Here is a 23,302-nt window from a genome sequence, read left to right on the forward strand (position 1 = left end):
GACCGCTCCGCCCGCCTGCCCGGCCCGGTGCGAAGCTGAAGCCGAAGGCGGGGCCGTAGCCGTGGCCGGGGACAACGCGAAGGGGCGGGGAGCGCGATGCCTCGGCATCCGCGCTCCCCGCCCCTTCGCCGTTCCCGGACCGAGGGCCCCGGCGGCTACCCGCCGAGCAGTGCCACCACGTCCTGCGCGCCCGCGTCCCGGGCGAAGACGATCAGCTCCTGCCGGGTCGGCGCCGTGGCCGGCCCCCGGCGCGTCACCGCGTAGGCGGCCGCCGCGTTGGCGGCCCGCACGGCGGCCTCGGGCGCGGCGCCCTCGCCCAGCAGCGCCAGGAACGCGCCGACGTGCGCGTCACCCGCGCCGTTGCTGTCCACGGCCGTCACCGGGAAGCCCGCGACATGGACCGGGGCTGAGCCGTCCGGCGGCGCCAGCCAGCAGCCGTCCTTGTCCGCCCGTACCAGGACCCCCGCGCCCGGTGCGAGTCGCGCGCGCAGCGCCGCCGCGGCCCGTCCCGGACTCTCGCTCCCCGACATCAGGGAGGCCTCGCGCGCGTTGGCACTCAGCCAGTCGGTACGGGCGAGGACGGGCTCCAGCACGGCGGCCGGGATGTCCGCCACCAGCGGGGCCGGGTCGAGGCAGAGGGTCACTCCCCGCGGCAGGCCCGCCGCGAACGCGCAGAGCAGCGGGCCGTTCACCGGCATCACCAGGCCGTAGCCCGAGAGTTGCACCAGGTCCCCGGCCCGTACCTCCGCGGCCACCTTCGCCATGTCGTCGGGTCGCATCTCGGCGTCCACACCGAAGCTCGTCACGAACGTCCGCTCGCCGCCCGCGTCGACCAGCGCCACCGTGAAACCGGTGTCACCGTCCGTCCTGGCCGGCAGCAGCGGCCGTACGCCCTCCGCCGCGAGCGCGGTGCGGACCAGGTCGCCGTACGGGCCGGTGCCGTGCAGCCCGGCGAAGACCGTCTCCGCGCCGAGCCGGCCCGCGGCGACGAGCGTGTTGAAGCCGCCGCCCGCCGTCAGTTCGGTCCGGGTGCCGATGACGTCGCCGCCGCGCTCCGGCAGTGCGGGCACCTCGATGACCAGGTCGGCGATGACGTTGCCCGCCAGGATCAGCTGCCCGCTCACCGGCGTGCCCCTTCAAGGCCGGCTGCCGCGGGGGCCGGCTCCTCGGGCGCCCGTACCGGACGCCGGCCGAACACCCCGTAGACGAGCGCGCCCACGGCCATGGCGATCGCCCAGCCGAGCCCGTTCGTGCCGAGCCAGGTGTGCGCCCAGGGCCCCGCGAACCAGACGTCGTCCGCACTCGTCGAGGCCTCCGTGAACAGGAGTCCCATCACGATCGCGGCGGCCCAGGCCAGCACGGCCGGGACGTGGAAGCCGCCGGTGTACCAGTAGCGGCTGGTGCGGGTGGTGTCCATCAGCCCGTCGGGGTCGTAGGTGCGCCCGCGCCCCGAGTCGACCAGGATGACCCCGACCCACGCCGAGATCGGTACCGCGAGGAGCGTCAGGAACGTCGAGAACGGACCGTAGAAGTCCTTCGCGATGAGCATGAAGTACACGCCGCCGAGGAACATCAGCACGACGTCCACGGTCACCGCGAGGTGGCGCCGGACCTTCAGCCCCAGGGTCAGCATGGTCAGGCCCGCCGAGTACGTCGACAGGTGGTTCGACATCAGCAGCCCCCCGAAGGCCGCGATGAGGTACGGCACGGCCATCCACGACGGCAGCATGCCGTTGATCGCGGAGACCGGGTCGGACGCGCTCGCCAGGGTCTTGTCCCCGGCCGACAGCAGCGAACCGAGCGAGATCAGCAGGACCAGCGGGATGCCCGCGCCGAACGCGGACGCCGTCACCAGCCGTCCCGCGGGCAGTTTGCGCGGCAGGTAGCGGGCGTAGTCCGCACCGGCGTTGGCCCAGCCGATGCCCGTACCGGCCGCGATGAAGCCGATACCGGCGACGACGCTGCTGGCCGGTCCCGCGTGCACGCCGAGGACCTTGTTCCAGTCGACGGTCGCGACGAGGAAGCCCATCACGATCAGGTTCAGCACGCCGAAGAGGATCGTCGCCCACTTGTTGATCCACATGATGGTGGCGTGGCCGAGACCGCTGATCAGCAGCGTGCAGCCGATGAAGACGAGCAGGCAGATGATCGTCAGCACGGTGTTCTGGTGCCAGCCGAAGATCCACTGGACGAGGGCGAGCAGCGCGTACGCGGCCGTCGTGGTCGTGATCGTCTCCCAGCCCACCCGGCTGAGCCAGCTGATGAGGGTGGGGCCCGCGTTGCCGCGCTGCCCGAACACCGCCCGGGACAGCGTCAGCGCGGGCGCGCCGCCCTTCTTGCCGGCCAGGCTGAGGATGCCGACCAGGGCGAACGACCCGACGGATCCGATGGTGGCGACCAGGATGGCCTGCCAGATGTTCAGGCCGCGGAACGCCACGAGGGTGGCGCCGAGCGGCAGCCCGAGGATGGAGATGTTGGCGGCGAACCACGTCCAGAACATCTGGCTCGCGTGACCGTGCCGCTCGTTGTCGGGGACCGGTTCGATCCCTCGGGTCTCGATGGCGCCGACCTGCTCGCGGCCGGCTGCCTGATCGCCGGCACCGACGTGATCGTTCGTCGTCGAAGCGGTCATGACGGAACCTCCTTGCCTCTTACGGGGTGACTGGTGCCGCGCCGCCGGCGGGGGCCGGTGGTGCGAGGGGCGCGCCGACGGGGGTCAGCGCAGCGCGAGCAGGCGCTCCGTGAGGGGCTCAAGCTCAAGATCGTTGACGGTGCGCAGAGTGGTGACCGCGTCGGCGGGCAGGGCCGCGAGGCCCGCCACGGACCCGGCGATCGCACCCGCGATCGCACCGATGGTGTCGCTGTCGCCGCCGAGGTTCGCGGCGAGCAGTGTGCTGCGCCACGGGTCGCCACCGGCGACGGAGAGCACCGCGAACGCGGCGGGTACCGACTCCTGGCTGGCCACACTCGTCCCGACGAGCGAGCACACCAGGTCCAGCGCCTCCGCCTCCGGGACACCCTTGACCAGCTCGGACGCCCACTCGATGCGGGCGGCGATGTCGGCGCCCGCGATCCAGTGGCCGCGCTCCGCGCCGGCCCGCGCGGCCACGACGGCGGCGGCGACCGCGTCCTCAAGAGTGCCACCACCGACGCCGGTGCTGACGGCGGCGGCGACGGCCGCCGCGCCCGCGATGCCGACGGTGGTGTCGTGCGTCACCTGGCAGGACTCCACGACCCGGTCGAGGAACGCCTCGGTGGGCCGCGCGGGAAACGCGATGCCGACCGGTGTGACGCGCATCGCTGCGCCGTTCGTGGTGCCGTACCTGCCCGCCTCGCTGGGCGGCACCCCCTGCGCCACCCTGTCGAGCGCCGCCTTGGTGGAGGGGCCCAGGAGGTCGAAGGAGCCCTTCGCCTTCATGTCCTTCTCCCAGGCGAGCAGTTCGTGGGCGAAGCGCAGCGGGTCGATGTGGCCGGCGCCCTCCAGGAGCAGCCTGCCGACGATGACGGCCTGGTCGGTGTCGTCGGTCACGGAACCGGCCGGCATCCCGGCACTGACCGGGTTGCCGGGCCCGGCCGGCGCGAAGCCGGTGAGGGTGCCGTACGCCCTGACGACGTCGCGTCGCGACATGACCTGCGTGGGCATGCCGAGCGCGTCGCCGAGCGCGAGGCCGTAGAACGCGCCGAGGGCGCGGTCCCTGGTGGTGCTGTCGATGGTCACTGGCGGTCTCCTCGACCCGTGTGGACGTGCAGTTGGAACCTGGCGGGGTCGAGGAGGCTCGTCACCTGTTCGACGACGGACCCATCGGCGGCCCGGTACACCTGGGCCAGGTGCAGGAACGATTCACCGGGGGAACGGCGCAGCGTCGCCGCCTCGGCCTCGTCGAGACCGCGTACGGAGACCCGGCCGTCGCCGGATTCGGCGATCCGGCCCGCGGCGAGCAGGGTCTTGTTCAGCGATCCCTCGGTGAGCCCGTGCCGGGGCAGCTCCGCGAGCGCGCCGACGGCGGGCACCCGGCTCAGCTCCAGCGAGACCCCGGCTCCGTCGCCGAGCCGCCGGACCCGGTCGAGCGCGACGAACGCGTCCGTCCGCGTGTCCAGCGCCGCCGCGAGCGCGGGGTCGTGGACGGTCTCGAAGCGCAGCACCTCGGTGACCAGCTCGGTGGCCCCTGCGGCGAGGGCGTGTGCCCAGCCGAGCCGGTTGTCCAGCGGGGTGCCGTCGAAGGTGACGAACGATCCGATGCCGGGGTGCGTCGCGATCAGCCCCTGCTCGCCGAGGACCTGGAGCGCCTGCCGCAGCGTGGTGCGGCTGACTCCGAACCGCTCGGTGAGCGCGTGCTCCCCGGGCAGCCGCTCGCCGGTGCTGTGCACACCGGCTCTGATCTCGTCGGCGAGAACGCGGGCGATGCGATGATGCTTGTGAACCTGTCCAGGCATGTCTGGAGAGTAGTGGACATGCCTGGACAGGTCCATAGGCGAGGGAGGGTCATTTACGTCACCGCCCAGCGGGCAGCGGGACGGTCCGCTCCGGCGGCAGGGCCCCTTCGGGTTCGGCGCCCGCCCCGGACCCCACGGCCGCACGGCTGCACGGACCTGGGGGCGTAGCTCCGTACGGACGTCCGCGCTGACGGGCACCCGGCGGCGAGGCGGCGCGGGGCGGCGGGGCGGCGGCCGGGCGGCAGGCGGTCCTCGGGCCGCGCCCGACGGGACCGGGTGGTCAGTACGCCGTGAGCGCCGTGGCCCCGTCCTTGTCCGTGCCGATCGCGACGTGCGGGGCCCGCGAGACGTCCACCCAGGCCAGGACGGACGCCATCGCGTCCGCCGGGAGCGACACGCAGCCCGCCGTCGCGCCCTTCCCGTTCACGTGCAGGAAGATCCCGGCGCCCCGCCCGTGCACCGGGTGCGCGTAGTTGAACCCGATCACCAGCGCGTGGGCGTACTGCGTCGCGTAGTCCGCCAGGTGCTCCGACTCGCTCGCCCGGCAGTCCTTCGGCAACCCTTCCGTCCACCGGTTGTACGCGCGCGAGGCGTTGTCCTCGCACCACCAGGACCGCGCCGTCGTGCGCCGGTAGGGGTACGTCGTGCCGCGCGGCGGTGCCGCGTTGCCGAACGCGTACGGCAGGTCGTACAGCCCGGTCGGGGTCGTCGAGGTGCCCTGCTTCCTGCTCGCCCCGTCCGTCAGGCCGTGCGCGCCGAACCGCGCGGGCGCGGATCCCGTCGCGACCCAGGTCCGGCCGCGCCGGTCCCACCACGTCAGGCGGCCCGAGGTGGAGCCGAGGGCGGCGCCCTGGACGGTGATCAGCTGGCTTCCGCCACCGGTGTCCGCCATCCGTCCGGGCGCCGGCCCGGTGCCGGGGGGTGCCGCGCCCGCCGTGGCGGCGACGGCGGCGAGGGCGAGGAAGGCGGACGCTGCGGCGCGTACGGTCGTCATGCTCGGAGCGTAGGAGTGAGCGGCCGCCGGCGATCGCCGGGTGCGGCCGGACGGGCGAGTGCCCTTCCCCCGGCGTCCGCGCCATGCCCCGGTCGGCACCCTCGCGGCCACGGCTTTGACAAACCATGCGGAGGCTTGCATAGTTATACCCATCAGCGAATGCATCCAAAGGAGAGACCCGTGACCGAGCGCGTCGTACTCGCCTATTCGGGCGGCCTGGACACGTCCGTCGCCATCGGTTGGATCGCCGAGGAGACGGGGGCCGAGGTCATCGCCGTCGCCGTCGACGTCGGCCAGGGCGGCGAGGACATGGACGTGATCCGCAAGCGAGCCCTCGCCTGCGGTGCCGTCGAGGCCGAGGTCGCCGACGCGAAGGACGAGTTCGCCGAGGGCTACTGCCTGCCGGCGATCAAGGCCAACGCGCTCTACATGGACCGCTACCCGCTGGTCTCCGCCCTGTCCAGGCCGGCGATCGTCAAGCACCTGGTCGCCGCCGCCGAGAAGCACGGTGCCGACACCGTCGCCCACGGCTGCACCGGCAAGGGTAACGACCAGGTCCGCTTCGAGGCCGGCATCGTGGCCCTCGCGCCCGGTCTCAAGTGCATCGCCCCGGTCCGCGACTACGCGATGACCCGGGACAAGGCGATCGCCTTCTGCGAGGCGAAGAACCTCCCGATCGCGACCACCAAGAAGTCCCCGTACTCCATCGACCAGAACGTCTTCGGGCGGGCCGTCGAGACGGGCTTCCTGGAGGACATCTGGAACGCGCCGATCGAGGACATCTACGACTACACGCAGAACCCCGCCACGCCCCGCGAGGCCGACGAGGTCGTCATCTCCTTCAAGGCGGGCGTCCCCGTCGCCATCGACGGCAGGCCCGTCTCCGTCCTGCAGGCCATCCAGCAGCTCAACGAACGCGCCGGCGCCCAGGGCATCGGCCGGATCGACATGGTCGAGGACCGGCTCGTGGGCATCAAGTCCCGCGAGGTCTACGAGGCCCCCGGCGCGATCGCGCTGATCACGGCCCACCAGGAGCTGGAGAGCGTCACCGTCGAGCGCGAGCTGGCCCGCTACAAGCGGCAGGTCGAGCAGCGCTGGGGCGAACTGGTCTACGACGGCCAGTGGTTCTCGCCGCTCAAGCGTGCCCTGGACGGTTTCGTCAACGAGGCGAACGAGCACGTCACCGGCGACATCCGGATGACCCTGCACGCGGGCAGCGCCGTGGTCACCGGCCGCCGCTCCGGCGAGTCGCTCTACGACTTCAACCTCGCCACGTACGACACGGGCGACACGTTCGACCAGTCGAAGGCCCAGGGCTTCATCGAGATCTTCGGCCTCTCCTCGAAGATCGCGGCGAAGCGCGACCTGCAGGCGTAGTCCGCGCGCCGGCGGCAGCCGTACGGGCCCCACCACCGCCTCCCCGTTCCCTCGTGGGCGGGGAGGCGGTGGCGTTGGCGGGCCCGCGCCCGCCAGGAGCCCGGAACCGGGCCCGTCCGCGCACGGATCCCGGTCGCCGGCCCGTACCCTCGACCTCCTCCACCTCCACTCCACCTCGGGAGCAGCAGTGAGCAGCAACAACGGTGACGTCCGGCTCTGGGGCGGCCGGTTCGCCGGCGGACCGGCCGACGCCCTGGCCAAGCTCTCGGCGTCCGTGCACTTCGACTGGCGTCTCGCCCCCTACGACATCGCGGGATCACGCGCGCACGCCCGCGTGCTGCACAAGGCGGGGCTGCTCACCCGGGACGAGCTGACGGAGATGCTCGCGGGCCTCGCGCAGCTGGAGGACGACGTCACGGACGGGTCGTTCACCGGGACCGTCGCCGACGAGGACGTGCACACGGCGCTGGAGCGCGGCCTGCTGGAGCGCCTCGGTCCTGACCTGGGCGGCAAACTGCGGGCCGGCCGCTCCCGCAACGACCAGGTCGCCACCCTCTTCCGCATGTACCTGCGCGATCACGCCCGCGTCATCGGCGGCCTGATCGCCGAACTGCAGGACGCGCTGGTCGGCCTCGCCGACGCGCACCCCACCGTCGCCATGCCGGGCCGTACGCACCTCCAGCACGCACAGCCCGTCCTGTTCGCGCACCACGTCCTCGCGCACGTCCAGGCACTGACGCGCGACGCGGAGCGGCTGCGCCAGTGGGACAAGCGCACGGCGGTCTCCCCCTACGGCTCCGGCGCGCTGGCCGGCTCCTCGCTCGGCCTCGACCCGGAGGCCGTCGCCGTGGACCTGGGCTTCGAGCGCGGCTCGGTGGGCAACTCCATCGACGGCACGGCCTCCCGTGACTTCGTCGCCGAGTTCACCTTCATCACGGCGATGATCGGGGTGAACCTGTCCCGGGTGGCGGAGGAGGTCATCCTGTGGAACACGAAGGAGTTCTCCTTCGTGACCCTGGACGACGCCTACTCCACCGGTTCCTCGATCATGCCGCAGAAGAAGAACCCGGACATCGCGGAGCTGGCGCGCGGCAAGTCCGGCCGGCTCATCGGCAACCTGACGGGGCTGATGGCGACCCTGAAGGCGCTGCCGCTCGCGTACAACCGCGACCTCCAGGAGGACAAGGAGCCCGTCTTCGACTCCTGCGACCAGCTGGAGCTGCTGCTGCCCGCCTTCACCGGCATGATGGCCACGCTGAAGATCAACCGGACCCGGATGGAGGAGCTGGCCCCGGCCGGCTTCTCGCTGGCGACGGACGTCGCGGAGTGGCTGGTGAAGCAGGGCGTGCCGTTCCGGGTGGCGCACGAGGTCGCGGGGGAGTGCGTCAAGGAGTGCGAGGCGCTCGGCATCGAACTGGACGAGCTGACGGACGAGCAGTTCGCGAAGATCTCGCCGCACCTGACGCCGGACGTCCGCTCGGTGCTGAACGTGCAGGGCGCGCTGGCGTCCCGCAACGGGCGCGGGGGCACCGCCCCTTCGGCGGTCGCCACCCAGCTCTCCGAGCTGAAGGCGGACCTGGTCATCCAGCACGCGTGGGCCACCGCCAGGAAGTGACGGCCATTCGGGGTACGCGGACCCGACACACCGATAATCGGATGGCACCCCTGAGGCGGACCTGTCAGAGTCTGGACCAGCCGAAGGGGTGTAGCTCAGAGGCCAGAGCGTCGCTCTCCAAAAGCGAATGCCGTAGGTTCGACTCCTGCCGCCCCTGCTGACGTACGAAGAAGGCGAACGGCCCGCGATTCGCGGGCCGTTCGCCTTCTTCGTCGGGTACGCCCCCGGGCCGGTCCGGGACCGGCCCGGGGGCGGCAGCCGGTGCCCCGGCCGCCGCGCCCTTTTCGATCAGCCCTTCAGGCCGTCGATCGCCTGGTTGAACGTCTTCGACGGGCGCATGACGGCCGCGGCCTTCGCCGGGTCCGGCTGGTAGTAGCCGCCCAGCTCGACCGGCGAGCCCTGCACCGCCGCCAGTTCCCCGACGATGGTCGCCTCCTGCTCGCCCAGCGTCTTCGCGAGACCCGCGAACGCCTCCGCCAGCTGCGTGTCGTCCGTCTGCTTCGCCAGCTCCTGGGCCCAGTACAGGGACAGGTAGAAGTGGCTGCCGCGGTTGTCGATCCCGCCGACGCGGCGGCTCGGCGACTTGTCCTTGTCGAGGAAGGTGCCGGTTGCGCGGTCCAGGGTGTCGCTGAGCACCTGGGCGCGCGCGTTGCCCGTGCTGGTCGCCAGCTGCTCGAAGCTGACCGCGAGGGCCAGGAACTCGCCCAGGCTGTCCCAGCGGAGGTAGTTCTCCTTGACGAGCTGCTGCACGTGCTTGGGCGCGGAGCCGCCGGCGCCCGTCTCGAACAGCCCGCCGCCGTTGATCAGCGGGACGACCGAGAGCATCTTGGCGCTCGTACCGAGCTCCAGGATCGGGAACAGGTCGGTGAGGTAGTCGCGCAGCACGTTGCCGGTGACCGAGATGGTGTCCTCGCCGCGGCGGATGCGCTCCAGGGAGTACCTGATCGCGTCGACGGGCGACTTGATCTCGATGGTCAGGCCCTCGGTGTCGTGCTCCGGCAGGTACGCCCTGACCTTCTCGATCAGGTTCCGGTCGTGCGCGCGGGTCTCGTCCAGCCAGAAGACGGCCGGGGTGCCGGTGGCACGTGCCCGCGTGACCGCGAGCTTGACCCAGTCCCGGATCGGGATGTCCTTGGTCTGGCACATGCGGAAGATGTCACCGGCGCCGACGGCCTGCTCCAGCACCGCCTCGCCGGACGCGTCGAGGACGCGGACCGTGCCGGTGGTGGGGATCTCGAAGGTCTTGTCGTGGCTGCCGTACTCCTCGGCTGCCTGCGCCATCAGACCGACGTTCGGCACCGAGCCCATGGTGGACGGGTCGAAGGCGCCGTGCGCGCGGCAGTCCTCGATGGTGGCCTGGTAGATGCCCGCGTAGCTGCTGTCGGGGATGACCGCGAGGGTGTCGTGCTCGCCGCCGTCCTTGCCCCACATGTGACCCGAGGTACGGATCATCGCGGGCATGGACGCGTCCACGATGACATCGCTCGGCACGTGCAGGTTGGTGATGCCGCGGTCGGAGTCGACCATCGCGAGCTCGGGGCCCGCGGCGAGCTCGGCGTCGAAGGACGCCTTGATCGCGGGGCCCTCGGGCAGCGACTCGATGCCCTTCAGGATGCCGCCGAGACCGTCGTTGGGGGTCAGGCCGGCCGCGGCGAGCACGTCACCGTACTCGGCGAACGTCTTCGGGAAGAAGGCGCGGACGACGTGACCGAAGATGATCGGGTCGGAGACCTTCATCATCGTGGCCTTCAGGTGTACGGAGAACAGCACGCCCTGGCGCTTGGCCTCGGCGATCTGCGCGGTGAGGAACTCGCGCAGCGCGGCCACGTGCAGGACGGACGCGTCCACGACCTCGTCCTTGAGGACCGGCACCGACTCGCGCAGCACCGTGGTGGTGCCGTCGTCGCCGGACAGCTCGATGCGCAGGGTTCCCTCGGCGCCGATGACCGCGGACTTCTCGGTGGAGCGGAAGTCGTCGGCGCTCATGTGCGCGACGTTCGTCGTCGAGTCGGGGGACCAGGCGCCCATGCGGTGCGGGTGCTTCCTGGCGTAGTTCTTCACGGACGCGGGCGCGCGGCGGTCCGAGTTGCCCTCGCGCAGCACCGGGTTGACGGCGCTGCCCTTGACCTTGTCGTAGCGGGCGCGGATGTCGCGCTCCTGGTCGGTCTTCGGGTCGTCCGGGTAGTCCGGCAGCGCGTAGCCCTGGCTCTTGAGCTCCGCGATCGCGGCCTTGAGCTGCGGGATCGAGGCCGAGATGTTCGGCAGCTTGATGATGTTCGCGTCGGGCGTCCTGGCGAGTTCGCCCAGCTCCGCGAGGGCGTCGCCGACCCGCTGCTCCTCCTTGAGACGCTCGGGGAAGTGCGCGATGATCCGCCCGGCCAGGGAGATGTCCCGGCTCTGCACGGCGATGCCCGCCGTGGAGGCGTACGCCTCGATCACCGGCAGGAACGAATAGGTCGCCAGGGCCGGCGCCTCGTCGGTGTGCGTATAGATGATGGTCGGGTCAGTCACCGGTGCTCCGCTCCACGTTGCTCACGTCAGCAAGGACTTCTGCAATATTGCTCGACATCAAGATATCCCGTGACCGGACCCGACCGGACATGGCATGGGTCGCACGTGACATCGCCCACCTTGTGAGACGTCATTGTCTCATTCGGGTTAGGGTCGTCTCATGGCTGTCGACCGTGACCACGTCCTGCGCAGCGCCGCCGCGCTCCTGACCCGCCGCGCCACCGCCACCATGGACGAGGTGGCGAAGGCGGCCGGAATCGGCCGCGCCACCCTGCACCGGCACTTCGCCGGGCGGGAGGCGCTCGTACGGGCGCTGGAAGCGCTCGGCATACAGGAGATCGAGGCCGCGCTCGACGCGGCCCGGCTCGACGAGGGCCCGGCCGAGGACGCGCTGCGCCGCTTCGTCGGCGCGGTCGAGCCCGCCGCGGGCCTGCTGGCCTTCCTCGTCACCGAGAACCAGTTGTTCGAGGACGGCGTGCACGCGGGCTGGAGCCGGATAGACGCCCGGATCTCGGCCCTGTTCCGGCGCGGTCAGGAGCGCGGCGAATTCCGCATCGACCTGCCCCCGGCCTGGCTCACCGAGGCCCTGTACGGGCTGATCGGTGCGTGCGCCTGGTCGATCCAGGACGGCAGGGTCGCGGCGAAGGACTTCACGTACATGACCACCGAGCTCCTGCTCGGTGGGGTACGCCGGGGAGCGCGGACATGAGCGGCGGCACGACGCGGACCGGCCGGACGCCGCCCAGGACCCAGGAGCCGCCGCGCGGCCGTGCGGGCCGCTGGCTCGCGCTGTCCGTGCTGGTGCTCGCCGTACTGCTGGTGGCGGTCGACGCGACCGTCCTCGGCCTCGCCACCCCCTTCCTCAGCGAGGACCTGCGCCCGTCGAGCACCCAGCTGCTGTGGATCGGCGACATCTACTCGTTCGTCATCGCCGGGCTGCTCGTCTCGATGGGGAGCCTCGGCGACCGCATCGGCCGCAAGAAACTGCTGCTGTGCGGATCAGTCGCCTTCGGCGGCGTCTCCGTGCTCACCGCGTACGCCACCAGCCCGGGGATGATGATCGTCGCGCGCGCCCTGCTCGGCGTCGCGGGCGCGACCCTGATGCCGGCGACGCTGGCGCTGATCCGCAACATCTTCCACGACCCGAAGGAGCGCAGTCTCGCCGTCGGCATCTGGGGCGCGATGGCCTCGGCGGGCGCCGCGGTCGGTCCCGTCGTCGGCGGCTTCCTGCTGGAGCACTTCTGGTGGGGCTCGGTCTTCCTGATCAACCTGCCGGTGATGGCGGTACTCGTCATCGTCGGCGTCAGACTGCTGCCCGAGTCGAAGAACCCGCGCCCGGGCCCCTGGGACCTGCCGAGCGTGCTGCTGTCCCTGATCGGCGTCATCGGCGTGGTGTACGCGGTCAAGGAGGCGGCCGCCCACGGGCTGCGCTGGGACATCGCGACGACGGCGCTGATCGGGATCGTCGCGCTCGCCTGGTTCGTACGGCGTCAGCTGACCCTCCCGGTACCGCTGCTGGACATGCGGCTGTTCACGCACCGGGGGTTCAGGGGCGCGGTCCTCGCCGATCTCCTGACCATCCTCGGCCTCTCCGGCCTGGTCTTCTTCCTGTCGCAGTACCTGCAACTCGTGCAGGGCAGGGACCCGCTGGAGGCGGGCCTGGCCGAGCTCCCGGCGGCGGTCGGCGCCGTCGCGGCCGGCCTGGTCGCGGGCCGGGCGGCCCGGCGCTTCTCGGTCCGCGCCATCGTGTCCGGGGGCCTCGCGGCGATCGGGCTGGCACTCGCCGCGGTCACCCTGTTCGGCGAGCACACGGGATACCCGGCGCTGGGCAGCGTCCTGCTGGTCGTCGGGATCGGCGCGGGTTTCAGCTTCACCGTGACGGCCGACGTGATCCTCGGCAGCGTCCCCAAGGAGGAGGCCGGCGCGGCGGCCGCCGTCTCGGAGACCGCCTACGAGCTGGGCGCGGCGCTCGGCATCGCGCTGCTCGGCACGATCGTGACGGGCGTGTACCGCGGTTTCCAGGCGCCCGCCGGCATCCCGGCGAGTGCTTCGGCCGCGGCCCACCAGTCGCTCGGTGGGGCGACCCTGGCGGCCGGTGGCCTCGGCCGCCAGGGCCAGGCCCTCCTCGCCGCCGCGCAGGAGTCGTTCATGAGCGGGCTGCGGGTGGCCGCGGGCGTCGGCGCGGTGATCCTGCTGCTGACCGCGGGCGCTGCCTGGGTCCTGCTGCGGGGCCAGCACCTCGGGGAGTCCTCGGCCGAGGACGCGTCCGGGGGCGAGCCGGGGCGCGCGGCGGACACCTCACCGGCGCGTGCCGAAAGCCGGGCGAAGTGACCCGGCGGACCGGTCGGGGATCCGGCCGGCCGGACGTGCCGAAGGCGCCGGCCCGGCGGGCCCCAGTCGCCGGGCCGTCGTCCGGCGCCGGTTACGCGGTGGCATCGGGCGGGCCCTGGGCCCGCCCGGGGGGCCTCAGGCCGCTGCCTTCGCCTTCGTCGCGTACATGTCCACGTACTCCTGGCCGCCGAGCCGCATGACCTCCGCCATGACGGAGTCCGTCACCGCGCGCAGGACGTAGCGGTCGCGCTCCATGCCGTCGTAGCGCGAGAACTCCATCGCGGGGCCGAAGCGCACGGTCACCTTGCCCGCGCGCGGCAGTCCCTTCCCGTCGGGCTGGAGCTTGTCGGTGCCGATCATCGCGAACGGCACCACCGGCGCGCCCGTCATCAGCGTCAGCCGCGCGATGCCCGTACGGCCCCGGTACAGACGCCCGTCCGGGGAGCGGGTGCCCTCGGGGTAGATCCCGAAGATCTTGCCCTCCTCCAGGACCCGGCTCCCCGTCATCAGCGCCGCGACCCCGCCGCGCCCGCCGTCGCGGTCCACCGGGATCATGCCGACGCCCGTGAAGAACCAGGCCATCGCCCGGCCCTTGATGCCCCGGCCGGTGACGTACTCGTCCTTGCCGATGAAGAAGACCTGCCGGTCGCAGACCAGGGGCAGGATCATCGAGTCGATGAAGGTCAGATGGTTGCCGGCGAGGATCACTGGCCCGGTGCCCGGAATGTGCTCCGCACCCTCCACCCTCGTACGGAACGCGAGGCGCACCAGCGATCCGATCGTTGCCTTGAGGAACGCGAAACGGGACAACGGGTCCTCCGTGTCGTCGGCGGGCATGGATGAACGGCGAGGTCTGTGCAGGTGAGGACATTACTCGCGAGGCGTGTCGGAGCGCACCTCGGGAGCGTCGCCCGGGTAGCGGGGAGCCTCACACGCGCCGCACAGTGAACTCACAGACATACGGCGGGATTCCGTCGGATCCCGCCAACTTCCCTCATACGGGGGCCCGTCGACCCGGAGGCCTGCCGTTCATTGTCAGGTTCCGTACACAATCTCCGTGCGGTGAAAGGGGCGTCGGAAAGCCGGCGCCCACCCGTCGGCGACCCCGGAGCGGCTGCGCCTGCCGCCGGGACGTGCGGCGCCGGGTCGCCCGGCCGGCGTGGTGGCCGGGCGCTCGCTCGATCCCGGCCCTCGCGCTCCCGCCGGGCAGAAAAATCGCACGCGCGTCCCATGTCTTCCCGAACGGGTGAGCTGTTCGAACCGGGGCAACCCGCGGCTGTGCAAAAACGTCTCGGCGTGCATGGTCACCACCCCAGGGGCCGGCGAACTGTTCGCCGCGCTGTCCCCCCTCGTACGCGCCGAGGCGACCGCGGAGGCCCCGGCCGCCGCCGTCGAGGCGCGCGATCTCGAACAGGCCGTATGGGTACGCCTCCTGGAACGCCTGTCGGGACAGGGCCCACCGCCCGACGCCTCCCGCTGGGTCAGGGAGACGGTCCGCGGCGAGGCCCGCCGGGCCCGCCGTACCGCCGCCCGCGAGATGCCGTACGGCACCGGGTCCGCGCACCACCCCCGCACCGACCCCGAAGCGGGGCCCGAACGGGTGGTCCTGCGCGCCGAGCGGCGCCTGGCGATACGCGAGGCGGTCGGCAGGACACCCGGCCGCTGTCCGGGCCTGCTGACCGCGATGCTGTCGCCGGGCGACCCCACGTACCGGGAGATCGCAGGGGCGTTGGGTATGTCACAGGGCAGTTTGGGACCGATCCGTTCCAGATGCCTGGGATGCCTGCGGAGAATGCTCGCGCCGGAGGTTGCAGCTCATGGACATCTGGGAAAAGAGCCGTAGACAATCGGCGTAACCAGGTGAGCGGGAGGCATGCACACATGGGCATGAGCGTGACCATCTCAGCGGCACGTGCGCAGGACGCGGAGAACATCCTCAAACTCCAGTACCTGTGCTACCAGGGGGAGGCGGAACTCAGCGGTGACTACACCATCGAGCCGCTGACCCAGACACTCGACGAACTCAGGGCCGACCTCGACGGCGGCCACTGTTTCGTCGCGCGCCTCGGTGACGAGGTCGTCGCCTCGGTGCGCGGCAGGATCGACCCGTCCGGTACGGCCCGGATCGGCAAACTCATGGTCCACCCGAGGATGCAGCGCCACGGCCTCGGCGGACGGCTGCTCGACGCGATCGAGACGCGGTTCGCCCAGGATCCCGCGGCGAGGCGCTTCCAACTGGTCCCGGGCGGCCGCGCCGACGGCAACATGCGCCTGTACCGCAGCCGGGGGTACGCCCCGGTCCAGGCGGGCGCCGACGACACCCGGCTGGACCTGATCGCGCTGGAGAAGCCCGCCTCCGCCGGCACCTTCGTGGCGAGCGCCTGACGCGAGCCCCTGACGTCCCGGGGCGCGGACGTCAGGGGCGAACACCCCGCCGCCGATGACGGGGCCGGCGACCATCGTCCGGCCGTCCAAGCCCGTCGGGCACGCGGGGGCCGGCACACCGGCCGTCGGGTACGCGGAGGGCGGTCATCCGGCCCTCGAACGCCCGGTCCTCGATCAGCGCACCGCCCACCCGGGAGAGCCCCCGACGGCCCCTCGCGCCGACGGCGTCAAGCTCGCCGCGCAGGGCCTCAGGCCGCCGGCGCGGACGCGGTGAGCGCCCGGGACCTGCGCAGCCACAGGATGCCCGTCACGGGAAGCGCCACCGGGATGAGGATGTAGCCGGCGCCGTAGTACGACCAGACCGTCGCGTCCGGGAAGGCCGACGAGTCGAGCAGCGTCCAGGTCCCCACCGTCAGCACCCCGACGAGTTCGAACGCGCAGCAGACCAGCGCCACCTTCCGCGCCGTCTCCCCGCCGCGCACCAGGGTGTACGTAATGAACACGTAGACCAGCGCGGCGACCGCCGACAGTGAGTACGCCAGCGGCGCCCGGCCGAAGTCGGAGGCGATCTGGTACACCGACCGGGAGGCCGCGCCGACCGTCATCACGCCGTAGAGCCACACGAGCACGATCCCCGGGCCGCTGACCAGCTTGGTCCGCTTGCCGGGCCGCTCTGCCGGGCCCGCCTGCTCCGCGGCCCCGGCCACGTCGGCCGCCGCCGTAGGGCCCATCTCCCCTGCGGCGGTCCCCACGGGTCCCGCCGTCCGCTCCGTCACGTCCGATCCGTCCCTTTCCATCGCCGTCCGTCACCCTCCCCAGATCGCGTGAAGCCGTACTTCCAGCACCGCGAGGACGACCCCGCCCCCCGCGACCACCACGGACCCCCACCTGCTGCGCTCCGTCAGGGACATGAAACCGGCCACCGGCACCGAAAGCGCCGCGCCCAGCAGGTAGGCGAAGAAGATCACCGACCCGTCGTGGGCCTTCTCCCCGCGCGCCACCTGGACGATCCCCACCACCAGTTGCACCAGCGCCAGGACGGACACCACGGCCATGCCGATGAAGTGCCAGTCCTTCGTGGGCTGGTCCCGGTAGGCGGCAAGAGCGCACCACGCGGCGAGGGCGAGCGCGGCCACGGTCACCGCGATCGTCAGGGCGACAAGCATTGACCGAGGGTATTACGGCGCGGGCCGCCTCCCACGCCCGGCCCTGCCCCGCCCCGACCACCCCCTATGCGTCGGGGGCGTCCGATGCTGCATGCTGTGCTTTTACGGCGGACTGGACGCACTGCCGGACGGACCGAGGCATGGAGCTGCGGATGACCACCACCTTTCCGGACGTTTCCATCAGTACGGAGCGACTGGTGCTGCGCCCGTTGGAGTCGGCCGACGTCCCGGCGTACACCGACATGATGAACGACGAGATGGTCACCGCCTGGACGTCCGTTCCGCACCCCTTCTCCGCTTCCGACGCCGCAAGGTGGGTCGGCCGGTCGGCCCCGGCCGTGCGCAGGGAGGGGCGCGGCATCGTCTTCGCCGTCACCGAGTTCCTCACCCAGCGCCTCGTCGGTACGGTCCGGCTGCACGACACGGACTGGCACACGCTGGCCGTGCACGCCGAGTACACGACGGCGCCCTGGGCGCGCGGCGAGGGCTACGCCACGGAGTCGATGCTCGCCGTATCCCAGTGGCTCTTCCGGGACCAGAAGTTCGAGCGGCTCGAACTGCGCACCGCCGCCGACAACACGGCGGCCCAGCAGGTCGCCCAGAAGATGGGCTGCATCAGCGAGGGAGTGCTGCGCAACGCGTGGATAGCGCGCACGCAGACCGAGGACGGCGGCTGGACGGACATCCGCACGGACCTGATCGTGTGGAGCCTGCTGCCCGAGGACCTCGAAGGCACCGGCGAGCAGCTGGCCGACGCCGGCGGATACGCCACCTACACCGACTGGCGCTGACAACGGGACCCGCGCGGCGGGCACGGAGCCGTGGCCGTCGGCGTCCCTGGCGTGCGGGATCAGGGGCGGGCGTGTCCCGTCGCGCGGTGCGGCCGGTACTCCCCGGCCTCGGGACCCTCGGGTCCTCCGCTCCTTACGGGTCCCCTTGGGTCCACCGTGCCCTTCGCCGCCCTGCGGCCGCGCCCACCGGGTCCTGCGGGCGGCGGCCCGAGGCCCCACCGGCGCTGCCCGCGCGGCGCAGGGGAACGAGCCTGATCGGCGCGGGGGTCGCCCTGCCGACTCGTCGGCACCCGGGCCCCCGCGCGCCGTGAGGACCCGGCCGGCCCCGGCCCGTACCCCCACCGGTCTGCCGCCCGGCGACGCGGCCCGGTACTCTCACCGTGCCCGGCGTCCCGCGCCCCACCGCGACGGACCCACCGTCCACGCACTCCACTCCACCCCACTCGCGACACCTCCGGGAGAGATACGACGATGGCCGACCGCGTCACGGTGATCGGCTGGGACGGCTCACCGCTCACCCCTGCGGCCCGATCCGCGCTCCTCGCCGCCACTTTGGTGGCCGGCGCCGCGCACCACCTGGCCCTGCCCGAAGTACCCGACGACGCCGAGCACATCAGGCTCGGCAGCATCGACCTCGCGGCCCGCCGCATCGCCGGACACCGCGGCAGCGCCGTCGTACTCGCCGACGGGGACCCGGGGTTCTTCGGGGTCGTCAGGACCCTGCGTGCCCCGGAGCACGGCCTGGAGGTCGAGGTCGTGCCCGCCGTCTCCGCCGTGGCCGCGGCCTTCGCACGCGCCGGCATGGCCTGGGACGACGCGCAGGTCGTCGTCGCGCACCGCCGCACCCTGCGGCGCGCCGTCAACGTCTGCCGCGCACACACCAAGGTGGCGGTTCTCACCTCGCCGGGGGCGGGACCGGTCGAACTCGCGCTCCTCCTCGAAGGCGTCCACCGCACGTTCGTCATCTGCGAGGAGCTCGGCACCGACCGCGAACAGGTCTCCGTCCTGACCTCCGACAAGGTCGCCGACCACGTGTGGCGCGACCCCAACGTCGTGATCGTCATCGGTGGCACCGCGGTGGGCTCCGGCGCGTCCGGCACCGCGATAGCCGCCGCACCCGGCTGGCTCCTCGGCGGCGACTCCGCCCGGCCCTCCGGGACCGGCGCGCGCGGTTGGGCCCTGCCCACCGAGGAGTACGGGATCACCCTCGACGAGGGCGAGTCGACGTGGCTGCGGGCCGCGCAGCTCGCCCGCATCGGCGCGCGGACGGGCGACCTGGTCTGGGACATCGGTTCGGGCAGCGGGGCCGTCGCGGCCGAGGCCGCCCGGTTCGGCGCCGCCGTCATCGCCGTGGACGAGGAGGAGGGAGCCTGCGCGGCCACCGCGGCGGCGGCCCGCCGCGCGGGGGTCCAACTCCAGGTCGTCCAGGGCCGCGCACCCCATGTCCTCGAAAGTCTCCCGGAACCCGATGTCGTACGGATCGGCGGCGGCGGACTCGACGTCGTCACCGCGTGCGCCGATCGCAGGCCCGAGCGGATCGTCACCCACGCGGCCACTCGTGACGAGGCGGAGGCCGTCGCGGCGGCGCTCGCCGGGGGCGTCTACACCGTGGAGTGCTCCCTGCTCCAGTCCGTGGACCTGGACACCCGTGACTGGTCGGAACGGGAACGCGCGGTGGTCTTCCTCGTCGCGGGACGGCGCCGCGAAAGCGCCCCCTGACCCTGCCGCGTGAGAGCGCGCGGTAGGCTGGCGGACTGTTGTACCGCAGCCGGCCACCCGTGGATTCGGTGGTCAATGTCCGGGAAATCCGGTCGAAATGGAGTCGCTTCCGGCTCCCGCTGTGGTACGCGGAAACCGGGGGGACGCGCAACGAGGCGCGGTCCGCGGCCGGTCGTCGGGGCGCGTGTCCCGCGACCCGTGGGAATGCGCGAGGACACGCCAGGACCGCGGTCCTTCGTGCCGCGCGGCGGCCCCGCTCGTTGTTATCGACGGGCGGCAGGGGCCAACGGCCCCGCGCGACCCCGGCGAAGGGCTGAAGGAGCAGAACCGATGGGCGAGGGGTACGCATGACTGACACCGGCAGGGTCCCGGGCGAGGGACAGCCGGAGAACGCAGGCATGGCGGAGCAGCCGGGCATCCCGACTGCCGGTGAGTACGCCTACCTGGGCCCCTCCGAGACCCCTCAAGAGGACGACGACCTGCTGCTGATGCCGAGCGCGCAGGGCGCCTGGAGCGACCCGCAGCCGGTGCCGCCGCAGGAGCCCGCGCACCAGGCGCCGCCCGTGGAGCACGGCGGCTACCCGGTTCAGGAGCAGCACGCCGTCGTGGGCCGGGACCCGGAGGCCCCGACGACGACCGCGCCGCCGATAGATGAGCCGGCGCCGGTGACGGAGCCGGCGGCAGGGACCCCTGCGTACGCGGCCCCACAGGAGCCGTACTCCCCGCTGCAGCAGCACACCCCCGCGCACGGAACGGCCTACGAGGTGCCGGGCACCCCCGCGCACGGAACGGCCCACGAGGTGCCGCAGGCCCCGCACCCCCAGGAGCAGACGTACAGCTCCGACGGCCGGGGATTCGCCTACGCGCAGGTACCGGCGCAGGGCCACGACCCGGTGGAGCAGGCCGCCCACGCCCCCGAGAGCTTCGGCGGCGGCCAGGTGCCGTCGCCCTCCGCGGCCCCCGACGCCTCCCTCGGCGGCCCCGTACCGGTCGCCGCGGGCGTCGCGGCTGCCACCGTCCGCAGGCCGCTGCACCTCGGCCCGCCGGTCTCCGACCCGACCAGCGGCGTCGTGCGCTCGCTCGCCGACCGGGGCCCCGCCGCCCGTACGGCACCGGCCTACCCGACACGCTCGGGGACGTCCGGCCCGCCCACGACGGGCCCGGAATACCTCGACATCCCGCCCGACGGGAGCGCCGCCACGCAGGGCGGATCGGTGCTCGCGCCCGACGCGGCCGAAGCGCCGCAGGGCGGCGTCCCCTGGGTGCCCGAGCCCCAGCGCCCCCAGCAGGAGGAGGCGGCGGAACAGGACACACCGGTGTCCGCCGAGGCGGCCCCCGCGGCTTCGCCCGTGGAGATCCCGGCGGATCCCGAGGTCATCGAGACGCAGGCGGCGGCAGTGCCGCAGCAGGCGGCCGAGGCACCCGAGACCCCGGAAGTGCCGGACGCCGACGCCGCCGTTGACCCCGCCACCCCGGTGCAGGCCACCGCGGAGCAGGAGCCGTTGCCGGCGCAGACCCCGGCGCACGAAGCCCCCGCACCCCTGGCCATGGAGCTCCGGGCCACCGCACCGGAGGCCGCGCCGCACGAAGCCCCGGCCCCCGAGGACCCCGAGCCGGCCACCGCGGACGTGGCCGTCCCGCAGGACCCCGCGGCGGAGCCCGGGACCGCGGACGCCGCCGAGGCCGTTGCCGCCGAGCCCGCCGCGCCGGAGCCCGTCGCCGTCGAGGCGCCGCCGGCCGCCGACCCGGCACAGCCGGACGTACACGAACCCGCTCCCGTACCCCTCGCCGAGGCGCAGGCGCCCGCCGCCACCCCGGAACAGCCGGCCGCCACCCCGTCGGTACCCGACCTGGAGCCTGCCCCGGAGGCCGGGACGGCCGCACCCGCGGCAGCCGGTACCCCGGCCTCCCCGCCGGCCCCCTCCGGCTACGACGAGGCCGAACGGGACACCGTGCTGCGGGTGATGCGCGAACGCCGCGACATCCGCAACGGCTTCCGCTCCGACCCCGTCCCGCACGACGTGCTGATGCGCGTCCTGGAAGCCGCGCACACCGCGCCCAGCGTGGGCCACTCGCAGCCCTGGGACTTCGTCGTCATCCGCTCCGAGGAGACCCGGCGCGCGATGCACGAACTGGCCGAGCGCCAGCGCGACGCGTACGCCAAGTCGCTGCCGAAGGGCCGCGCGAAGCAGTTCAAGGAACTGAAGATCGAGGCGATCCTCGACACCCCGGTGAACATCGTCGTCACAGCGGACCCGACCCGCGGCGGCCGGCACACCCTCGGCCGGCACACCCAGCCGCAGATGGCGCCCTATTCCTCCGCGCTCGCCGTGGAGAACCTCTGGCTCGCCGCGCGCGCCGAGGGCCTCGGTGTCGGCTGGGTCAGCTTCTTCGACGAGCGCGAGATGGTCAGGGCGCTCGGCCTGCCGGACCACCTGGAGGTCGTGGCGTACCTCTGCGTCGGGTACGTCGACGCGTTCCCGCAGGACCCCGAACTGATGCAGGCGGGCTGGTCCAAGCGGCGCCCGCTCGCGTGGGTGGTCCACGAGGAGACGTACGGCAGGCGGGTCCTGCCCGGCGCGGAACCGCACGACCTGCTGGAGGAGACGGTCGCCAACATCCGGCCGCTCGACGCGAAGGCACTCGGCGAGGCCTGGGAGCGCCAGAAGCGCATGACCAAGCCGGCCGGCGCGCTCGGCGTGCTGGAGATCATCTCCGCGCAGCTCAGCGGGCTGTCCCGGATGAGCCCGCCGCCCATCCCGGAGCCCGCGGCCGTGGCGATCTTCGCCGGTGACCACGGGGTCCACGCGCAGGGCGTCACCCCGTGGCCGCAGGAGGTCACCGGGCAGATGGTGGCGAACTTCCTCGGTGGCGGCGCGGTGTGCAACGCGTTCGCCACCCAGGTCGGCGCCGAAGTGTGCATCGTCGACGTCGGAGTCGCCTCCGAACTGCCCGCCACCTCCGGCCTGCTGCCGCGCAAGGTGCGGCCGGGCACCGCCGACTTCACCACCGGGCCCGCGATGACCCGCGAGGAGGCGGTCGCCGCGATCGAGGTGGGCATCGAGACGGCGCGCGATCTCGTCACGGCCGGCAACAAGGCGCTCCTCACGGGCGAGATGGGCATCGCGAACACCACCGTGTCCGCGGCGCTGATCTCCGTGTACACGGGCATGGACCCGGCGGAGGTCACGGGCCGGGGCACCGGCATCAACGACGAGACCCACGCCCGCAAGGTCGACGTGGTGCGCCGCGCCCTGGACCTGCACCGCCCGGACCCGGCCGACCCGATCGGCGTCCTCACGGCGGTCGGCGGTCTCGAACACGCCGCGCTGGTCGGCTTCCTGCTGGGCGGCGCCTCCATGCGTACGCCGGTGATCCTCGACGGGGTCAGCGCGGGCGCCGCCGCCCTGGTGGCCCGCGCGATCGCGCCCGAGGCGCTCGCGGCCTGCATCGCGGGACACCGCAGCGCGGAGCCGGGGCACCAGGCGGCCCTGACCAAACTGGGCCTGCGCCCGCTGGTCGACCTGGACCTGCGCCTCGGCGAGGGCACGGGCGCGCTGCTGGCGCTGCCGCTGGTGCAGAGCGCGGCGCGCGCGATGCACGAGGTCGCGACGTTCGACTCGGCCGGAGTCACGGAGAAGTAGACGACGGGACGAGCCGCCGGGACCCGCCCCGCTCAGGGGCCCCGGCGGCTCGCGCCGTCCTGCCGGTGCGGGGGAGCGGGGACGGCTCGCGGTCCCGGGCGACGCGCCGGCGGCGAGCGGAGCGGGTGCCGGGACGAGCGAGACGCGGGACGCGCGGGGCCGGGGCCCCCGGGGCCCGGGACGCGTGGTCACCGCGAAGTCCCGTACCGCGAAGTCCCGTACCGCGAAGTCCCGTACCGCCGGGCCTGCACCGTCGGGCCCGGGCCCCGATGCGTCCTCCTGTGGACACGACCCCGGCGAGCGACCCGTGTCGTGCCTGGTACCTGGTGGACAAG

18 protein-coding genes and 1 tRNA gene are annotated in these 23,302 nt (G+C 73.0%); 10 read left to right on the forward strand and 9 right to left on the reverse strand.

From position 1 onward, the window contains the following. Window positions 1–155: 155 nt before the first annotated feature. The 5 genes from OG310_RS28550 to OG310_RS28570 form a co-directional block, all read right to left on the reverse strand. Window positions 156–1,124 (reverse strand): PfkB family carbohydrate kinase, encoded by a 969-nt coding sequence (locus tag OG310_RS28550; RefSeq protein WP_329458723.1) that lies wholly within the window; start codon window positions 1,122–1,124, stop codon window positions 156–158. Beyond that, window positions 1,121–2,632 (reverse strand): purine-cytosine permease family protein, encoded by a 1,512-nt coding sequence (locus OG310_RS28555; RefSeq protein ID WP_329458724.1) that lies wholly within the window; start codon window positions 2,630–2,632, stop codon window positions 1,121–1,123. Before OG310_RS28555 ends, OG310_RS28550 begins: the two co-directional genes overlap by 4 nt. 84 nt (window positions 2,633–2,716) lie before the next feature. Beyond that, a complete protein-coding gene (locus OG310_RS28560) occupies window positions 2,717–3,643 on the reverse strand; it encodes an ADP-ribosylglycohydrolase family protein (RefSeq protein ID WP_329460439.1) in 927 nt (308 codons plus the stop codon). 71 nt (window positions 3,644–3,714) lie between these two features. Beyond that, on the reverse strand, window positions 3,715–4,434 hold the full coding sequence (locus tag OG310_RS28565; RefSeq protein WP_329458725.1) for a GntR family transcriptional regulator: 720 nt from the start codon (window positions 4,432–4,434) through the stop codon (window positions 3,715–3,717). Between the two features lie 280 nt (window positions 4,435–4,714). Beyond that, a complete protein-coding gene (locus OG310_RS28570) occupies window positions 4,715–5,428 on the reverse strand; it encodes a L,D-transpeptidase family protein (RefSeq protein ID WP_329458726.1) in 714 nt (237 codons plus the stop codon). Between the two features lie 180 nt (window positions 5,429–5,608). Between OG310_RS28570 and OG310_RS28575 the strand changes: the two genes are divergently transcribed. The 3 genes from OG310_RS28575 (at window position 5,609) to OG310_RS28585 (ending at window position 8,577) form a co-directional block, all read left to right on the forward strand. Further along, window positions 5,609–6,805, forward strand: coding sequence for an argininosuccinate synthase (locus OG310_RS28575; RefSeq protein ID WP_329458727.1), 1,197 nt, complete (start codon window positions 5,609–5,611; stop codon window positions 6,803–6,805). A 187-nt stretch (window positions 6,806–6,992) separates the two neighbouring features. Further along, on the forward strand, window positions 6,993–8,420 hold the full coding sequence (gene argH, locus OG310_RS28580) for an argininosuccinate lyase (RefSeq protein WP_329458728.1): 1,428 nt from the start codon (window positions 6,993–6,995) through the stop codon (window positions 8,418–8,420). 84 nt (window positions 8,421–8,504) lie between these two features. After that, window positions 8,505–8,577, forward strand: a tRNA-Trp gene (locus OG310_RS28585). 131 nt (window positions 8,578–8,708) lie between these two features. On the opposite strand, the gene OG310_RS28590 is transcribed toward OG310_RS28585, so the two are convergent. Next, entirely contained in the window at window positions 8,709–10,931 is a 2,223-nt protein-coding gene (locus tag OG310_RS28590; protein ID WP_329458729.1) for an NADP-dependent isocitrate dehydrogenase, read from the reverse strand. A 160-nt stretch (window positions 10,932–11,091) separates the two neighbouring features. On the opposite strand from OG310_RS28590, the gene OG310_RS28595 reads away from it, so the two are divergent. Beyond that, window positions 11,092–11,640, forward strand: coding sequence for a TetR/AcrR family transcriptional regulator (locus tag OG310_RS28595; protein WP_329458730.1), 549 nt, complete (start codon window positions 11,092–11,094; stop codon window positions 11,638–11,640). Beyond that, complete coding sequence (locus OG310_RS28600) at window positions 11,637–13,262, forward strand: MFS transporter (protein WP_329458731.1); 1,626 nt, start codon at window positions 11,637–11,639, stop codon at window positions 13,260–13,262. The genes OG310_RS28595 and OG310_RS28600 overlap by 4 nt, the downstream gene beginning before the upstream one ends. A 135-nt stretch (window positions 13,263–13,397) precedes the next feature. On the opposite strand, the gene OG310_RS28605 is transcribed toward OG310_RS28600, so the two are convergent. Further along, the gene (locus tag OG310_RS28605) at window positions 13,398–14,072 is read right to left on the reverse strand and encodes a lysophospholipid acyltransferase family protein (protein WP_329460440.1); all 675 of its coding nucleotides are present in this window, start codon (window positions 14,070–14,072) and stop codon (window positions 13,398–13,400) included. A gap of 490 nt (window positions 14,073–14,562) precedes the next feature. Between OG310_RS28605 and OG310_RS28610 the strand changes: the two genes are divergently transcribed. Then, window positions 14,563–15,105, forward strand: coding sequence for a sigma-70 family RNA polymerase sigma factor (locus tag OG310_RS28610; protein ID WP_329458732.1), 543 nt, complete (start codon window positions 14,563–14,565; stop codon window positions 15,103–15,105). Window positions 15,106–15,143: 38 nt separating this feature from the next. Then, window positions 15,144–15,647 (forward strand): GNAT family N-acetyltransferase, encoded by a 504-nt coding sequence (locus OG310_RS28615; RefSeq protein WP_329458733.1) that lies wholly within the window; start codon window positions 15,144–15,146, stop codon window positions 15,645–15,647. A 248-nt stretch (window positions 15,648–15,895) separates the two neighbouring features. Here the strand turns inward: OG310_RS28615 and OG310_RS28620 are convergent, their stop codons facing one another. Both OG310_RS28620 and OG310_RS28625 read right to left on the reverse strand, forming a co-directional pair. After that, window positions 15,896–16,378, reverse strand: coding sequence for a hypothetical protein (locus OG310_RS28620; protein ID WP_443078904.1), 483 nt, complete (start codon window positions 16,376–16,378; stop codon window positions 15,896–15,898). A gap of 75 nt (window positions 16,379–16,453) precedes the next feature. Beyond that, entirely contained in the window at window positions 16,454–16,813 is a 360-nt protein-coding gene (locus OG310_RS28625) for a hypothetical protein (RefSeq protein WP_329458735.1), read from the reverse strand. 152 nt (window positions 16,814–16,965) lie between these two features. Here OG310_RS28625 and OG310_RS28630 point away from each other — a divergent pair, with 152 nt between their 5' ends. From OG310_RS28630 to cobT, 3 genes are all read left to right on the forward strand, one after another. Further along, window positions 16,966–17,604 (forward strand): GNAT family N-acetyltransferase, encoded by a 639-nt coding sequence (locus OG310_RS28630; protein WP_329458736.1) that lies wholly within the window; start codon window positions 16,966–16,968, stop codon window positions 17,602–17,604. 471 nt (window positions 17,605–18,075) lie between these two features. Then, on the forward strand, window positions 18,076–19,323 hold the full coding sequence (gene cbiE, locus OG310_RS28635; RefSeq protein ID WP_329458737.1) for a precorrin-6y C5,15-methyltransferase (decarboxylating) subunit CbiE: 1,248 nt from the start codon (window positions 18,076–18,078) through the stop codon (window positions 19,321–19,323). Between the two features lie 347 nt (window positions 19,324–19,670). Beyond that, complete coding sequence (cobT, locus tag OG310_RS28640; RefSeq protein ID WP_329458738.1) at window positions 19,671–22,967, forward strand: nicotinate-nucleotide--dimethylbenzimidazole phosphoribosyltransferase; 3,297 nt, start codon at window positions 19,671–19,673, stop codon at window positions 22,965–22,967. The last annotated feature ends 335 nt before the right edge of the window (window positions 22,968–23,302 follow it).

This window comes from Streptomyces sp. NBC_01497, assembly GCF_036250695.1.
In the GTDB taxonomy this organism is placed as follows: Bacteria; Actinomycetota; Actinomycetes; order Streptomycetales; family Streptomycetaceae; genus Streptomyces.

Coding starts and splice junctions, on each gene's coding strand:
- OG310_RS28560 (WP_329460439.1), bottom strand. CDS start 3,643: ATGCCCACGCAGGTCATGTCGCGACGCGACGTCGTCAGGGCGTACGGC.
- OG310_RS28610 (WP_329458732.1), top strand. CDS start 14,563: ATGGTCACCACCCCAGGGGCCGGCGAACTGTTCGCCGCGCTGTCCCCC.
- cobT (WP_329458738.1), top strand. CDS start 19,671: ATGACTGACACCGGCAGGGTCCCGGGCGAGGGACAGCCGGAGAACGCA.
- OG310_RS28600 (WP_329458731.1), top strand. CDS start 11,637: ATGAGCGGCGGCACGACGCGGACCGGCCGGACGCCGCCCAGGACCCAG.
- cbiE (WP_329458737.1), top strand. CDS start 18,076: ATGGCCGACCGCGTCACGGTGATCGGCTGGGACGGCTCACCGCTCACC.
- OG310_RS28595 (WP_329458730.1), top strand. CDS start 11,092: ATGGCTGTCGACCGTGACCACGTCCTGCGCAGCGCCGCCGCGCTCCTG.
- OG310_RS28565 (WP_329458725.1), bottom strand. CDS start 4,434: ATGCCTGGACAGGTTCACAAGCATCATCGCATCGCCCGCGTTCTCGCC.
- OG310_RS28630 (WP_329458736.1), top strand. CDS start 16,966: ATGACCACCACCTTTCCGGACGTTTCCATCAGTACGGAGCGACTGGTG.
- OG310_RS28570 (WP_329458726.1), bottom strand. CDS start 5,428: ATGACGACCGTACGCGCCGCAGCGTCCGCCTTCCTCGCCCTCGCCGCC.
- OG310_RS28555 (WP_329458724.1), bottom strand. CDS start 2,632: ATGACCGCTTCGACGACGAACGATCACGTCGGTGCCGGCGATCAGGCA.
- OG310_RS28615 (WP_329458733.1), top strand. CDS start 15,144: ATGGGCATGAGCGTGACCATCTCAGCGGCACGTGCGCAGGACGCGGAG.
- OG310_RS28625 (WP_329458735.1), bottom strand. CDS start 16,813: ATGCTTGTCGCCCTGACGATCGCGGTGACCGTGGCCGCGCTCGCCCTC.
- OG310_RS28620 (WP_443078904.1), bottom strand. CDS start 16,378: ATGGGCCCTACGGCGGCGGCCGACGTGGCCGGGGCCGCGGAGCAGGCG.